The 13,908-nt window shown below is 70.9% G+C and carries 12 protein-coding genes and 3 tRNA genes; 6 read left to right on the top strand and 9 right to left on the bottom strand.

The genetic code is table 11. The features are described 5' to 3' along the window. Positions 1 to 57: 57 nt before the first annotated feature. Complete coding sequence (locus ACFYXM_RS22315; RefSeq protein ID WP_389291681.1) at positions 58 to 225, bottom strand: hypothetical protein; 168 nt, start codon at positions 223 to 225, stop codon at positions 58 to 60. A gap of 370 nt (positions 226 to 595) precedes the next feature. Between ACFYXM_RS22315 and ACFYXM_RS22310 the strand changes: the two genes are divergently transcribed. Together ACFYXM_RS22310 and ACFYXM_RS22305 are read left to right on the top strand one after the other, a co-directional pair. Further along, positions 596 to 1,024, top strand: coding sequence for a DUF6153 family protein (locus ACFYXM_RS22310; protein ID WP_389291679.1), 429 nt, complete (start codon positions 596 to 598; stop codon positions 1,022 to 1,024). 84 nt (positions 1,025 to 1,108) lie between these two features. Continuing rightward, complete coding sequence (locus ACFYXM_RS22305) at positions 1,109 to 2,746, top strand: multicopper oxidase family protein (protein WP_389291677.1); 1,638 nt, start codon at positions 1,109 to 1,111, stop codon at positions 2,744 to 2,746. A gap of 210 nt (positions 2,747 to 2,956) precedes the next feature. Here ACFYXM_RS22305 and ACFYXM_RS22300 read toward each other — a convergent pair whose 3' ends face one another. The 8 genes from ACFYXM_RS22300 to ACFYXM_RS22265 all read right to left on the bottom strand — a co-directional run bounded on the left by ACFYXM_RS22300 (position 2,957) and on the right by ACFYXM_RS22265 (position 7,719). Beyond that, entirely contained in the window at positions 2,957 to 4,252 is a 1,296-nt protein-coding gene (locus tag ACFYXM_RS22300) for an MFS transporter (protein WP_389291676.1), read from the bottom strand. Next, the gene (locus ACFYXM_RS22295; RefSeq protein ID WP_389291674.1) at positions 4,249 to 5,457 is read right to left on the bottom strand and encodes a PLP-dependent cysteine synthase family protein; all 1,209 of its coding nucleotides are present in this window, start codon (positions 5,455 to 5,457) and stop codon (positions 4,249 to 4,251) included. The genes ACFYXM_RS22300 and ACFYXM_RS22295 overlap by 4 nt, the downstream gene beginning before the upstream one ends. Before the next feature lie 79 nt (positions 5,458 to 5,536). Beyond that, positions 5,537 to 5,941, bottom strand: coding sequence for a hypothetical protein (locus tag ACFYXM_RS22290; RefSeq protein ID WP_389291672.1), 405 nt, complete (start codon positions 5,939 to 5,941; stop codon positions 5,537 to 5,539). A gap of 564 nt (positions 5,942 to 6,505) precedes the next feature. After that, the gene (locus ACFYXM_RS22285; protein ID WP_389291671.1) at positions 6,506 to 6,706 is read right to left on the bottom strand and encodes a DUF1622 domain-containing protein; all 201 of its coding nucleotides are present in this window, start codon (positions 6,704 to 6,706) and stop codon (positions 6,506 to 6,508) included. Next, a complete protein-coding gene (locus ACFYXM_RS22280) occupies positions 6,643 to 6,903 on the bottom strand; it encodes a DUF1622 domain-containing protein (protein WP_389291669.1) in 261 nt (86 codons plus the stop codon). The genes ACFYXM_RS22285 and ACFYXM_RS22280 overlap by 64 nt, the downstream gene beginning before the upstream one ends. A gap of 249 nt (positions 6,904 to 7,152) precedes the next feature. After that, positions 7,153 to 7,226, bottom strand: a tRNA-Ile gene (locus ACFYXM_RS22275). A 342-nt stretch (positions 7,227 to 7,568) separates the two neighbouring features. Continuing rightward, positions 7,569 to 7,641 (bottom strand) — tRNA-Asn (locus tag ACFYXM_RS22270). Positions 7,642 to 7,646: 5 nt separating this feature from the next. Then, positions 7,647 to 7,719: transfer RNA gene (locus ACFYXM_RS22265), tRNA-Asn, on the bottom strand. 193 nt (positions 7,720 to 7,912) lie between these two features. On the opposite strand from ACFYXM_RS22265, the gene ACFYXM_RS22260 reads away from it, so the two are divergent. The 4 genes from ACFYXM_RS22260 to ACFYXM_RS22245 all read left to right on the top strand — a co-directional run bounded on the left by ACFYXM_RS22260 (position 7,913) and on the right by ACFYXM_RS22245 (position 13,817). Continuing rightward, positions 7,913 to 8,218, top strand: coding sequence for a YtxH domain-containing protein (locus ACFYXM_RS22260; RefSeq protein WP_389291667.1), 306 nt, complete (start codon positions 7,913 to 7,915; stop codon positions 8,216 to 8,218). A 217-nt stretch (positions 8,219 to 8,435) separates the two neighbouring features. Beyond that, the gene (locus ACFYXM_RS22255; protein ID WP_389291666.1) at positions 8,436 to 9,881 is read left to right on the top strand and encodes an FGGY family carbohydrate kinase; all 1,446 of its coding nucleotides are present in this window, start codon (positions 8,436 to 8,438) and stop codon (positions 9,879 to 9,881) included. Between the two features lie 271 nt (positions 9,882 to 10,152). Then, positions 10,153 to 11,886 (top strand): ABC transporter ATP-binding protein, encoded by a 1,734-nt coding sequence (locus ACFYXM_RS22250; RefSeq protein ID WP_389291664.1) that lies wholly within the window; start codon positions 10,153 to 10,155, stop codon positions 11,884 to 11,886. Further along, a complete protein-coding gene (locus ACFYXM_RS22245; protein WP_389291662.1) occupies positions 11,886 to 13,817 on the top strand; it encodes an ABC transporter ATP-binding protein in 1,932 nt (643 codons plus the stop codon). Before ACFYXM_RS22250 ends, ACFYXM_RS22245 begins: the two co-directional genes overlap by 1 nt. The last annotated feature ends 91 nt before the right edge of the window (positions 13,818 to 13,908 follow it).

The raw sequence follows: 13,908 nt of genomic DNA, 5'->3' as shown, positions 1-13,908 counted from the left end.
CCGGAGCACGAGCCGCCTCGTATCGGGGATGAAGGTCAGAGTTGGGGGTCGGTAACCCTAGCGGCGTCCGCCATGCCTGCCGTAGCCGCCACCATGCCTGCCGTAGCCGCCACCATGCCTGCCGTAGCCGCCACCATGCCTGCCGTAGCCGTCGCCATGCCTGCCGTAGCCGTCGCCATGGCCGTGCTCCCTGACCCTGTGGTCGAAGATGCTACGAACCTTCATCTTCGCCTCCTTCGGAGGACTTGTCGTGCCGCTCCTTGCTTCTGCAGCGGCACTACCGACACTACGACGCCCCCCCACGACCATCAAGCCATAAAGGCCACTATTCGACTAAAGGCACTAAATGCCGTACATCGCATGAATATTACCCCTGGTCAGGGCCCGCGAACGCGCCGAACCCGCGCATCGACGACCTTTCAGACACCTCATCTTCACCCAGGGCAACGTTCACCTTTGCCCAGGGCAACGTTCCGGTCGACCCCTCGCGACCGCACCCGCCCCGCCCGGACCCTCCAGCCCCCGAAATACCCCCTCCCCGTACCATGGGGACGGGTCCGGCAGCCGCAGAGCCGGACGGGCAATGGAGACCGACGTGACAGCGTGCCGAAAGCCCGCGACATGGCTGGGCCGGTGCGTGCTCGCCGTCGCGCTGCTCTTCGGCATCGTGCTGATGCACGGGCTCGGCCATCCCGGCGAGCACGCGGTCACGAAACTCTCCGGCGGTCACATCACGACCGCGTCCCACGTCTCCGCCGGGCCGGCGCACCACCCGGCCGTCGCCGAGCCGCTCCGCACCACGGATCCCGCGCCCGCGCACGGGGCGGGGGTCACCACCACGGTGTGCCTCGCCGTGCTCGGTGCGGGCATCGGTGCCCTGCTGGTCGCACGCGCCGTTCTCGGCCGGCCCGCCCGCCGCACCGGAACGGCGGTGACGCGGCGGTTCGGGTACGCGCTCCTCGCGATCCCGCCGCCCGCCCCGCCCGGATCCCTCCTGAGCCGACTGTCGCTGCTGCGCATATAGGAAGCCCGGCCGCTCCTCGCCATGAGCGGAACACCGTCTTCCTGATGTTCTTCACGCAACGACTCCTCAAGGGGTTTCACAGACATGACCGGACTCACCCGTCGTACCGTCCTCGGCGCCGGATTCGCCGCCGGTACCGGCCTGCTGACCGCCTGTTCGGATTCGACGAGCGGCATGGACCACTCCTCCGGCGCGAACGGCACGTCACCGACCGCCGACTACCTCACCCCTGACGGCAAGGAGGTCGCGGCGGCCGAGGCCCGCCGCACGCCCGGCCCCGACCGGAAGGTGCGGCTCACCGCCATGGAGACCCGGCTGGACCTCGGCGGCGGACGCACGGTCCGCTCCTGGGCGTACGGGGACGACCTCCCCGGCAAGGAAATCCGGGTCACCGCGGGCGACACCCTCGCGCTCACCCTCGCCAACAACCTGCCCGAAGCCACGAGCGTCCACTGGCACGGGCTCGCCCTGCGCAACGACATGGACGGGGTGCCGGGCCTCACCCAGCGCGGCATCGCGGCCGGCTCCTCCTTCGACTACCACTTCGCCGTCCCCCACCCCGGCACCTACTGGCTCCACCCCCACTCCGGCGTCCAGCAGGACCGCGGCCTGTACGCCCCGCTCGTCGTCGAGGACCCCAAGGAGCCGCTGGCGTACGACAAGGAGTGGGTGATCGTCCTCGACGACTGGGTCGACGGCGTCGACGGCTCCACCCCCGACGCCGTGCTCGCCGAACTTGCCAAGGGCATGGGCGACATGGACCACAGCGGCTCCGGGGGCATGGACCACGGCGATTCGGGCGGCATGGAGGGACACGACATGTCACACATGTCGCACACCTCGATGACGACGAGGAAGGCGAGGGCCACACCGCCCCCGACGCCCTCCGGCCCCTCCCGGATGCTGATGGGCGCGAGCAGCGATCTGCTGGGCGGTGACGCCGGGGACGTCGACTATCCGCACTACCTGATCAACGGCCGCACGCCGGAAGCGCCTTCGACCTTCACCGCGAAGCCGGGCGACCGGATCAGGCTCCGCGTCATCAACGCCGGAGGCGACACCGCGTTCCGGATCGCGCTCGGCGGCCACCGGTTCACCGTCACCCACGCCGACGGCTTCCCCGTCCGGCACACGCGGGCCGACGCGCTGCTGCTCGGCATGGGCGAGCGGATCGACGCCCTCGTCACCGCCGGGAACGGCGCCTTCCCGCTCACGGCACTCGCCGAGGGCAAGAACCGCACCGCCCTCGCCGTCCTGCGCACCGGCGGCGACGCCGCGCCCACCGCCTCCGTACGCCCCGCGGAACTGAAGCGCCGGGTCCTCCACGGCGGCCGGCTGAAGGCGGACGACTCCGTACGGCTGGACGCCAGGCGCCCCGACCGTACGATCGAGTTCAGGCTCACCGGCTCGATGGCGAAGTACGACTGGGCCATCAACGGCAGGACGTACGACCCGGCGCAGCGCTGTCCGGTCCGCTCCGGCGAACGCGTCCGGCTGTCGTTCGTGAACGGCACGACGATGTGGCACCCCATGCACCTGCACGGCCACACCTTCGCGCTCGCCGACGGCGGCGCCCGCAAGGACACCTCGATCGTGCTGCCGGGCAAGCGGCTCGACGTCGACTTCGACGCCGACAACCCCGGACTGTGGATGGTCCACTGCCACAACGTGTACCACGCCGAGTCCGGGATGATGACCGTCCTCGGCTACCTGAAGAAGTAACGACCTGGGGAACAACAGGGAGTGGATCAGCGAGCGGCGCCATGCGGCTTCGAATCCAAGGCGGAGGAGGAGTCGCATGACGCCGGGAGCCCGCTCCCTCTTGCTCCCCAGGTCGTAACCGGGGCCGGGAGCCGGCGACCCGCCGCAGGGCGGGTGTGTCCCGGCCGGGGATTCCCGGCCGGGACACACCCGTCGGCCGAGCGGTGCGGGTCAGGCTGTCAGTGGCCGCGCACCGGCCCCGGCCGGTGGCGCGGCGAGGCGGCCCGCCCTGTGCAGTCGGCGCAGTGCGCCGGCGCACACCAGGCCGAGCGCGGTGAGCGCGGCCCAGGGCAGGGCCGGGACCCCCGCCTCGCGGGCGGCATCGAGCGCGGCTCCGGTCAGGAGGTTGCCGACGGTGATGCCGACCCCGCAGATGGTGTTGTAGAGGCCGTAGTGCGTGGCGACGAGGCGGTCGCCCGAGAGCCGCACGACGGTGTCCATCTCGAAGGGGTAGGCGATCATCGTGCCGACCGCGAGGAGCAGCGCGGACAGGGTCGGGGGCACCGCGGCCAGGAGCCACAGGCCGATCCCTCCGGCCGGTACGGGAACGGTCGTGGCGACGAGGAGCGGCAGGAACGCCGCGGCCATCGTGAGCAGGCCCCGGACGAGGGCGTGGCCCGGTTCCATCCGGGCCCTGCACCAGGCGGTCACCCTGGTCTGGTACAGGATCGTGCCGAGTCCGGAGACGGCGAACAGGACGGCCACGGCCGCCGTGCCGAAGGCGCCCTCCCCGCCGAGCCGCCGCACCTCCAGCGGAAGTGCCAGGTAGACCTGGAACGACATCACGTACGAACCGGTCATGGCCACGGAGAACAGCAGGAACGGGCGGTTCGCGAGCATGCCCCGCCATTCGGCGAGGACGCTCCGTCCGGCCGTCCCCCCGGTCTCCGCCGCCCGACGGGCCGGCAGGGCGCGGATCTGCACCGCGCCCAGCACGGCGAAGGTGACCGCCGCGACGAGGCAGGTGACCCGGAAGCCGACGCCGGTCAGCACCATGCCCACCAGGGGGCCGAGCAGTACCCCCGCCTGGTAGAAGACGTTGAACAGGGCGAACGCCTCCACCCGGCGCTCCCCCGCGTCGAGGGCGAGATACGCGCGGGTGGCCGGGTTGAACAGGGCTCCGGCCAGCCCCGTCGCCGCGGAGGCGGCGATCAGCGCGGGAACGGAGTCCACCAGACCCAGGGTCGCGAAGCCCGCGGTGCGCAGGACGAGTCCGGTGATGATCATGGGCTTGTAGCCGAGCCGGTCCGCGAGCGTGCCGCCGACGAGGAACATGCCCTGCTGGCTGAAGTTGCGGACGCCGAGGATGAGTCCGACCAGCCAGCCCGCGAGTCCGAGGGACCCGGCGAGGTGGGACGCGAGATAGGGCATCAGCATGTAGAAGCCGAGGTTGATGGTGAACTGATTCACCATCAACAGCCGTACTCCGCTCTCGTACGAGCGGAACCGGGCGAGGGTCCCCCTCATCGGACCCGCTCCTCGGACACGTCGGCGGGTCCAGCGGCGTCGGACGCGTCGGCGTGGCCGGTGCCCTCGGAGGGGCCCGCGGAACGGGCGTCACCGGCCTGCGGCCCCTCCTCGGTGAGCGTGAGCGGGTCGACAACGGAGGCACACCGCGTCCAGCGCGTGACCTCCTTCTCGCCCAGCCGTCCGATCACGTCCGGTTCGGGTGCGGGCGGACCGGCCAGGAGGCCGTGGGCGGCGCAGTAGTCGTCGTCGTACACCGTGCCGAGGTAGCGCTGCGGGCCGTCGGGGAAGACGGCCGCGATCCTGGTCTCCCCGGGGAGCGTGCGGGCGAGCCAGCCCGCGACCAGGGCGACGGCGCCGACGCTCCAGCCACCGGTGGCGTAGTGGGAGGAGGCGAGCCGGCGGCAGGTCCACACGGCCTCGCCCGGGGCCACCCAGTGCACCTCGTCGAACTGGTCGTACGCGACGTTGCGGGGGTGGATGCTCGATCCGAGTCCTCGCATGAGGCGGGTCCGGGCGGGCTGGCCGAAGATCGTCGAGCCGATGGTGTCGACTCCGACCAGGGTCAGGTCGGGGTACAGCCGGCGCAGGACGCGTGAGACGCCCGCCGAGTGCCCGCCGGTGCCCACGCTGCACACCAGGACGTCGATGTGCCGCAGCTCGGTGGCGAGTTCGAGGGCGAGCGGCGTGTACGCGGTGGTGTTGTCCGGGTTGTTGTACTGGTCCGGGCACCAGGAACCGGGGTGGCGCGCGAGGAGCCGTGCGACCCGGTCGCGGCGGGCCTGCTGCCAGCCGCCGGTCGGGTGCGGTTCGGCGACCACGTCGACCTGGGCCCCGTACGCGGACAGCAGCCGCGTCATGGACGGTTCCAGTCCGGGATCGGTGACCAGGGTGACGGGGTGGCCGTACACCATGCCGGCGAGGGCGAGACCGAGGCCGAGCGTGCCGCTGGTGGACTCGATGATGCGGGCGCCGGGCCGCAGCTCGCCGCGGACACGGGCCCGTTCGACCATGTGCAGGGCGGGGCGGTCCTTGATGCCGCCGGGGTTGAAGCCTTCCAGTTTGGCCCAGAAGCCGTGGCCCGCCGGGGCGAGCGGCTCCGGGACCCGGAGCAGAGGGGTGTTGCCCACCAGCCCGGACAGGGCGGAGCGGGCGGATCGGACGGTGCCGGTGAGAGGGGTGACGTCGGTGGTCGAGGAATGCATGGTCGGCTCTCGTTTCGGTGATGCGCGTCAGAGGGTCGTCCGTGGGCAGCCGGAAAGCACACGGCTGCGAGCGGACGGCCTAGATGCGCCACCGGCAGACCTTGATCCGCGTCGAACGGCCGGAACCGGCTATGTCTCCGCATGCCCCGGCCGGAGCGGGGAGCCGCAGGACGGCGTACGGTGCCGGGGGCTCGACGCGGGACACGACCGGTACGGCGGAGTCGGCCACGCGTCGGGCCGCGAGGCCGAGTTCGGCGCCGAGACGGGGCGACGCACACCCCGCCCTGTGTTCGTGGTGGGGGTGGCCGGGGACCTGGTCCTCGGCCTGATCGAGGCCGGTCGTCATGGCCGCCGCGCCCGTCGGGGTTGCTCCGGCGATGTGCTGGTGCGCGGTGTCGCCGAGCGGCGGGAAGCAGTGGGCCACCGCCAGCAGGACGACGCCGACGACAGCGACGAGTAAACGGCTACGGGAGTGGCGGGGCACAGGTCCTCCGGGCGGGCTGTCCTGTTTCGGCCGCATCTCGGGAGTCCAGGGGCGGTGCGCGTCCCCCTCGCCCACACCCGGGGAGCGCGCCGACCGGCCGCTTTCACGCGGAAAGGCGGGCTACGCGGGCGTGACGGAGCCATGATCGCGCCATCATCTTAAGCGCATATTCGTGAAGGGCCGGAATCTCGCGGCACAGGGGCCGAAGAAGTCGCACGCAGAATCGATCAGCCACTCGAATCAAATGTTCGACTGCATGCCCTTGTCGGGGATTCAACAAATACATCCGCGATGTGACCACGTCTCAACTGCCTGGTCCGGGCCGCGCCGAGCGAGGGACGGCGCCCTGGAAGGGGATCGGTGCGCGTCGCGTCGGCGCCGCGCGTCGCACCGGATTCCCTCCCCTCGAATTCCGGGACGAGGAATTCCCGGCGGAAAGAAGAAATCCCGCCCGGGCACTCGCGGAATCGACTCCGGAATTCCGGGTGCGCCCGGCCGGACGCACCCGGGCGTCGCACCGATGCGGCGGTCCGGCTGTGCGACGCGGCCGTACGGCGGGGGCGCTCACCGCCGGTCCGGCCGCTCGCGCGGAGGACCGGAGGGGGTGACCGGCTCCCGCCCCGGTTTCCCACCGGCGACGGCCCCCCGGTCGTGTGACTGCCACGGCCGGCGGCCCTCGATCTCGACGATGAGTGCCGTGCTCAGGAACGTTCTGATGAGCACGATGAGCGCCAGGACACCGACACCCGCGAACGTGGGCGACACGGCGACCGACCGATGATGTCCCCGGCGACGAGGAACTCCGGGCCGAGCAGGATCGTGCGCCCCAGCCGCTGCCTTACGAGCCGGTAGTCGTCGAGGGAGTTCCTCGACCGACCGTGCGTGCCGCGCGCCGCGGCCCGCCGGGGCAACAGCCGGCAGCGCGCCCCGGCCAGACCGAACGAAAGGTCCCCGGCGCCCACGACACCATCGGCGGCCGACGCGCTTTCCCCGCGGAGAGGGATCCGCCGTCGACCTCCGACCGCCGGCGCATCCGAACGGCCCAATACGCGCGTCTGTGCGAGTGAGCCGCCCGCACGCCTCGCCGACGAGGCCGACGCGTCGGGCGAGCATGGGGCGAGCCATTGGGCCGAGGAACACGAAAGGGCCCCCGCGTCAACGGGGGCCCACGTTTCGCCAGTTCAGGAGTGGAAGGTTTCTCCAGACACCTGTGGGGCGGGTGGGACTCGAACCCACGGCCGACGGATTATGAGTCCGCTGCTCTAACCGGCTGAGCTACCGCCCCTCTTCGGCGTGGCGCGTACAAGTGTGCGCGCCGTCTGCCGCAGCATAGCCGGTCATACGATCTCTCGCTCCGGATGGTCGGCTTCGCGTGACTGGGAAGACTCCCCCGCCTCCCCGCCCGGTTCCGAATGGGACGAAGTACACGCGAAAGAGTCACGTGAGTCCCAGCCGCATCACCGGAACAAGCGACACGCCCGACCCCGGCCGACCGCCGACACGAACGGGCCGCCGCCCACGCGCACGAGCAGCCATCGGCGCGCACGGGCGCGCGGTCCGGGACGTGGGCGCGTGATGCGACCGCGGAAACACGAAAGAGGACCCCGCAGGGTCCTCCTCCGATCTGCTCCCCCGACTGGACTCGAACCAGTAACCCTCCGGTTAACAGCCGAATGCTCTGCCAATTGAGCTACAGGGGATCGCGCTCCCCCGACTGGACTCGAACCAGTAACCTGCCGGTTAACAGCCGGCTGCTCTGCCAATTGAGCTACAGGGGATTGCTACGTCTGCACCGAGCCCTGCCCACCTGGCTGCTGCCGGGCGGCGCGTGCTCGCTGCGACACATACATTAGCGCAAGCAGGGGGGTGCTTTGCCAATCGGTATCGCCCGGGGTGATCTCGGGTGCCTACGGGTAGGCGGGCAGCACACGTCGCGCCGAGCGGCGCACTGAGCCAGGAAGGGTGGCAGCCATGCGGTACCGGCTCACGTTCATCGCCGGACTCGCCATCGGATACGTGATCGGGACACGGGCCGGGCGCGAGCGTTACGACCAGATGAAGAAGTCCGCACGCCAGTTCGCCCAGAACCCCGCCGTACGCAATACCGCCGAGTCCGCGGCGCAGACCGGCCGCGATCTGGCGGGCCGGGCCTATCACTCGGTGAGCGACAAGGTCGGCGAGAAGGTGCCCGCCTCGGTGACCGCCCGGGTGCGCTCGCTGCGGGACCGGAACGGGGGACGGAACGGCGAGGACGACTGGGGCACCTCCAACACGTGATCAGGCCCGTCAACGCGTGATCGGGCACCTCCGACGCGTGATCGAGCGCGTCAGCACGTGACCGCCGTCGGCGGCGCGCGGCCGGGCCCGCCCGTCGCCCCACGTGCGCCTGCCCGGCAACCCCGTACGCCCGGCCCGCTCCGCGCGGCCGGGCCGCCGGTGTGCCGCCGCGTCGTATGGTACGGAAACGCTCCGGCGGTGCGGCAGAATCTTGGGCATGGGGATAGTCGCCGGCTTGGACAGCTCTTCCGCCTTCACTCACATCGTCGTCTGCGACACGGACACGGGCGCCGTGCTGCGCCGGGGTTACGCCGCCCACCCCGTCGAACCGAAGGCCACCGAGGTCGACCCGCAGGCATGGCTGCTCTCGCTGGGCGAGGCGGCCGGCGGGGGCCTGCTCGAAGGCGTACAGGCCATCGGCGTCTCCGCGCAGCAGCACGGGCTGGTACCGCTGGACCACCAGGGCGGCCTCGTACGCCCGGCCCTGCTCGGCAACGACAAGCGGGCGCAGGCCGCCGCGGCCGACCTGATCGACGGACTGGGCGGGCGCCAGGCGTGGGCCGAGGCCGTCGGGTCGGTCCCGCAGGCCGCGCAGCCGGTGGCGAAGCTGCGCTGGCTGGCCCGCAACGAGCCGGAGGCGGCTCAGCGGGTGGCCGAAGTGCTCCAGCCGCACGACTGGCTGGTGTGGCAGCTGCTGGGCCGGCCGGCCCGGCGGACCACGGACCGGGGCGCCGCGTCCGGCTCCGGCTACTGGTCGGCGGGCACCGGTGCGTACCGGCTCGATCTGGTGGAGCTCGCGCTGGGGCATCCGGTGGCGCTGCCCGAGGTGCTCGGTCCCTGTGACACGGCCGGGGCGACGCCCGAGGGGCTGCTGATCTCCGCGGGGACGGGCGAGACGATGGCGGCGGCGTTCGGTCTCGGTCTCGGGGCCGGTGACGCGGTGGTGTCGCTGGGCGCCTCGGGTTCGGTGATGGCGGTGCACCACGAGGCGCTGTCCGACCCGAGCGGGACGATCACGTCGCTCGCGGATGCGACCGGCATGCACCTTCCGGTGGTGTACACGTCGAACGCGGTGCGGGCCTTGCGCGGGACCGCCGAGATGCTGGCCGCGGAGAACCTGGAGGAGTTGTCCGCGCTGGCGCTGAAGTCGACGCCGGGCGCCTCCGGGCTGGTGCTCCTGCCGTACCTGGAGGGCGAGCGCACCCCGCACCTGCCGCACACGGCGGGGACGCTGTGCGGGCTGCGGCGCGAGTCGATGAAGCCGGAGCACCTGGCGCGGGCCGCGTTCGAGGGGATGCTGTGCTCGCTGGCCGACGCACTCGACGTGCTGCGCGGCCGGGGCGTCGAGGTGCGGCGGGTGTTCCTGCTGGGCGCGGCGGCCGAGCTGCCGGCCGTGCAGGCGATCGCGCCCGCGCTGTTCGGCACGCAGGTGGTCGTCCCGCAGCCGGCCGAGTACGCGGCCCTGGGCGCGGCCCGGCAGGCGGCCTGGGCGCTGGGTGTCTCGCAGGGGACGGCCGATCCGCACACTCCCCCGGCCTGGCAGGGCGCGGCGGCGCAGGTGCTGGAGCCCGGCGAGGAGCTGCCGGTGGGTCAGGCGGTCCGCCAGCAGTACGTGGCGACGAGGGACCAGATCCACCCGGGGGCGTTCACCCCGGTGTTCTGATCCGGTCCGCGCGGCGCGCGACAGCACAAACGGGACTCCGATCCGGTCCGCGCGCGGCGCACGGGACTCCGATCCGGTCCGCGCGGCGCACGGCAGCGCGCGGTCGGGGCGCGGAACGGCGCGGCCGAGTGCATGTGGCGGAGGGTTACCCTCCGCCACATGTACTCGGTCTGTTTTTTTACCCGGTCTTGAGTAAAAACGTTCGCGGCCCTCGCACGAGGTATCGGAAAATGGGTCGCCTCCCGACCTCCGCCGACTCCGAGAGACACGCGTGCTCATAAAACTCCTGCGGGCCCATCTCGGTCCGTACAAGAAACCCATCCTGCTGCTGGTCCTGCTCCAGTTCCTGCAGACCTGCGCCACCCTCTATCTGCCGACCCTGAACGCCGACATCATCGACAACGGTGTCGTGAAGGGGGACACGGGCTACATCCTGGAGTTCGGCGGCATCATGATCGCCGTCAGCATCGCCCAGGTCGCCTGCAACGTCGGTGCCGTCTTCTACGGCTCCCGCACCGCGTCCGCGCTCGGCCGCGACGTCCGGGCGGCGGTGTTCGACCAGGTCCAGTCGTTCTCCGCGCGGGAGGTCGGGCGGTTCGGCGCGCCCTCGCTGATCACGCGCACGACCAATGACGTCCAGCAGATCCAGATGCTGGTGCTGATGACGTTCACGCTGATGGTGTCGGCGCCGATCATGTGTGTCGGCGGTATCGTCCTGGCGCTCGGCCAGGACGTCCCGCTGTCGTCGGTGCTGCTCGCGGTGGTGCCGGTCCTCGGCATCGCGGTGGGCCTGATCGTGAAGCGGATGCGCCCGCTGTTCCGCACCATGCAGGAGCGGGTCGACACCGTGAACCGGGTGCTGCGGGAGCAGATCACCGGCAACCGGGTCATCCGCGCGTTCGTCCGCGACGGCTACGAGACGAAACGCTTCGGCGTCGCCAACGACGAGCTGACCGATGTCTCGCTGTCCACCGGGCGGCTGATGGCGCTGATGTTCCCGACCGTGATGACGGTGGTGAACGTGTCGTCGATCGCCGTGGTCTGGTTCGGTGCCCACCGCATCGACAGCGGCGGCATGGAGATCGGCGCGCTGACCGCGTTCCTCGCCTACCTCATGCAGATCGTCATGTCGGTGATGATGGCCACCTTCATGTTCATGATGGTGCCGCGCGCCGAGGTGTGCGCCGAGCGCATCCAGGAGGTCCTGGAGACCGAGTCCAGCGTGGTCCCGCCCGTCGCCCCGGTCCGGGAACTGCGTGCCCATGGCCATCTGGAGATCCGGGGCGCGGACTTCCGCTACCCGGGCGCCGAGGAACCGGTGCTGCGGTCGGTGGACCTGGTGGCCCGCCCCGGTGAGACCACCGCGATCATCGGGTCGACGGGCAGCGGGAAGTCGACGCTGCTCGGACTCGTACCGCGCCTGTTCGACGTGACGGACGGCCAGGTGCTGGTCGACGGCACAGACGTGCGGACGCTGGACCCGGAGCTGCTGGCGAGGACCGTGAGTCTCGTCCCGCAGAAGCCGTACCTGTTCTCCGGGACGGTCGCGAGCAACCTGAGGTACGGGAACCCGGACGCGACGGACGAGGAACTGTGGCACGCGCTGGAGGTCGCGCAGGCCAAGGAGTTCGTCGAGGCGCTGGAGCACGGCCTGGAGGCGCCGATCGCGCAGGGCGGCACCAATGTCTCGGGCGGGCAGCGGCAGCGGCTGGCGATCGCCAGGACGCTGGTGCGGCAGCCGGAGATCTACCTGTTCGACGACTCGTTCTCCGCACTCGACTACGCCACCGACGCCGCCCTGCGCGCGGCGCTGACGCGGGAGACGGCCGGGGCGACCGTGGTGATCGTGGCGCAGCGGGTGTCCACCATCCGCGACGCGGACCGGATCCTGGTGCTCGACGAGGGCCGGGTCGTGGGCCGCGGCACCCACCACGAACTGATGGACGGCAATGAGACGTACCGGGAGATCGTGCTCTCCCAGCTGACGGAAGCGGAGGCCGCGTAATGGCCGGGCCTGGCGGACGGATGATGGCGGGCGGCGCGCCGACCGACCGGTCCATGGACTTCAAGGGGTCGTCGAAGCGGCTGCTGAAGCGCTTCGGGACGGAGAAGTCCTCGCTGTACGCGATGCTGGCGGCCGGGGCGCTGAGCGTCGGCCTGTCGGTGGTCGGACCGAAGATCCTCGGCCGCGCGACGGACCTGGTGTTCGCCGGGGTCGTCGGCCGGCGGATGCCCGAGGGCGCCACGAAGGAGCAGGTCGTCGAGAACCTGCACAAGTCCGACAGCGGACTGGCCGACATGCTGTCCGGGGTGGACTTCGTCCCCGGTCACGGCATCGACTTCGGCGCCGTCGGCGACGTACTGCTGCTCGCGCTGGCGGTCTACGTCGCGGCCGGACTGCTGATGCTCGTGTCGTCCCGGCTGTCGATCCGGATCATCAACCGGGTCGTGTTCCGGCTGCGCGAGGACATCCAGGCGAAGCTGTCCCGGCTGCCGTTGTCGTACTTCGACCAGGCCAAGCGCGGCGAGGTGCTCAGCCGGGCGACGAACGACATCGACAACATCTCGCAGACGATGCAGCAGACGATGGGTCAGCTCGTCAACTCCCTGCTCACCATCGTCGGCGTGCTGATCATGATGTTCTGGATCTCGCCGCTGCTGGCACTGGTGGCACTGGTGACGGTGCCGCTCTCGGTGGTCGTGGCGACGAAGGTCGGCAAGCGCTCGCAGCCGCAGTTCGTCCAGCAGTGGAAGGTGACCGGCAAGCTCAACGCCCACATCGAGGAGATGTACACCGGGCACACCCTGGTGAAGGTCTTCGGGCGGCAGGAGGAGTCCGCGAAGGACTTCGCCGAGCAGAACGAGGCCCTGTACGAGGCCGGGTTCAAGGCGCAGTTCAACAGCGGGATCATGCAGCCGCTGATGATGTTCGTGTCGAACCTGAACTATGTACTGATCGCCGTCGTCGGCGGTCTGCGGGTCGCCTCGGGCTCGCTGTCCATCGGTGACGTGCAGGCGTTCATCCAGTACTCGCGGCAGTTCTCGATGCCGCTGACCCAGGTCGCCTCGATGGCAAACCTGGTGCAGTCGGGCGTCGCGTCGGCCGAGCGGATCTTCGAGCTGCTGGACGCCGAGGAGCAGGGCGCCGATCCGGCCCCCGGCGAGGCCGAGCGGCCGAAGGAGCTGCGCGGCAGCGTCGCCCTGGAGAAGGTGTCGTTCCGCTACGACCCGGACAAGCCGCTCATCGAGGACCTGTCGCTGAACGTCGAGCCGGGGCACACGGTCGCCATCGTCGGCCCCACCGGCGCGGGCAAGACCACCCTCGTCAATCTGCTGATGCGGTTCTACGAGGTGACCGGCGGACGGATCACCCTCGACGGCGTCGACGTGGTGAAGATGTCGCGCGACGAGCTGCGCGCGGGCATCGGCATGGTCCTCCAGGACACCTGGTTGTTCGGCGGCACGATCGCGGACAACATCGCGTACGGCGCTTCGCGCGAGGTCACCCGGGAGGAGATCGAGGAGGCGGCCCGGGCGGCCCACGCCGACCGCTTCATCCGTACCCTGCCGGACGGTTACGACACCGTGATCGACGACGAGGGCTCCGGCGTCAGCGCGGGCGAGAAGCAGCTGATCACCATCGCGCGGGCGTTCCTGTCCGACCCGGTGATCCTGGTGCTCGACGAGGCGACGAGCTCCGTCGACACCCGTACCGAGGTGCTGATCCAGAAGGCGATGGCGCGCCTGGCGCACGGGCGCACCAGCTTCGTGATCGCGCACCGGCTCTCCACCATCCGGGACGCCGACGTCATCCTGGTGATGGAGAACGGCTCGATCGTCGAACAGGGCACGCACGAGGAGCTGTTGGCGGCCGGTGGCGCGTACGCCCGGCTGTACTCGGCGCAGTTCGCGCAGGCGGTCGCCGAGGTCGACTAAGGGCTGTCCCGTAATCCCCGGCGGGCGCGCGACGACAGCTGCGGCACCTCGCCGCGTTGTCGGAACGTCCGCATACGTCCAGTATGCGGAC

Source organism: Streptomyces sp. NPDC002476 (genome assembly GCF_042889785.1).
Lineage (GTDB): Bacteria > Actinomycetota > Actinomycetes > Streptomycetales > Streptomycetaceae > Streptomyces.
This window is presented reverse-complemented; position numbering and strand designations above follow the sequence as displayed.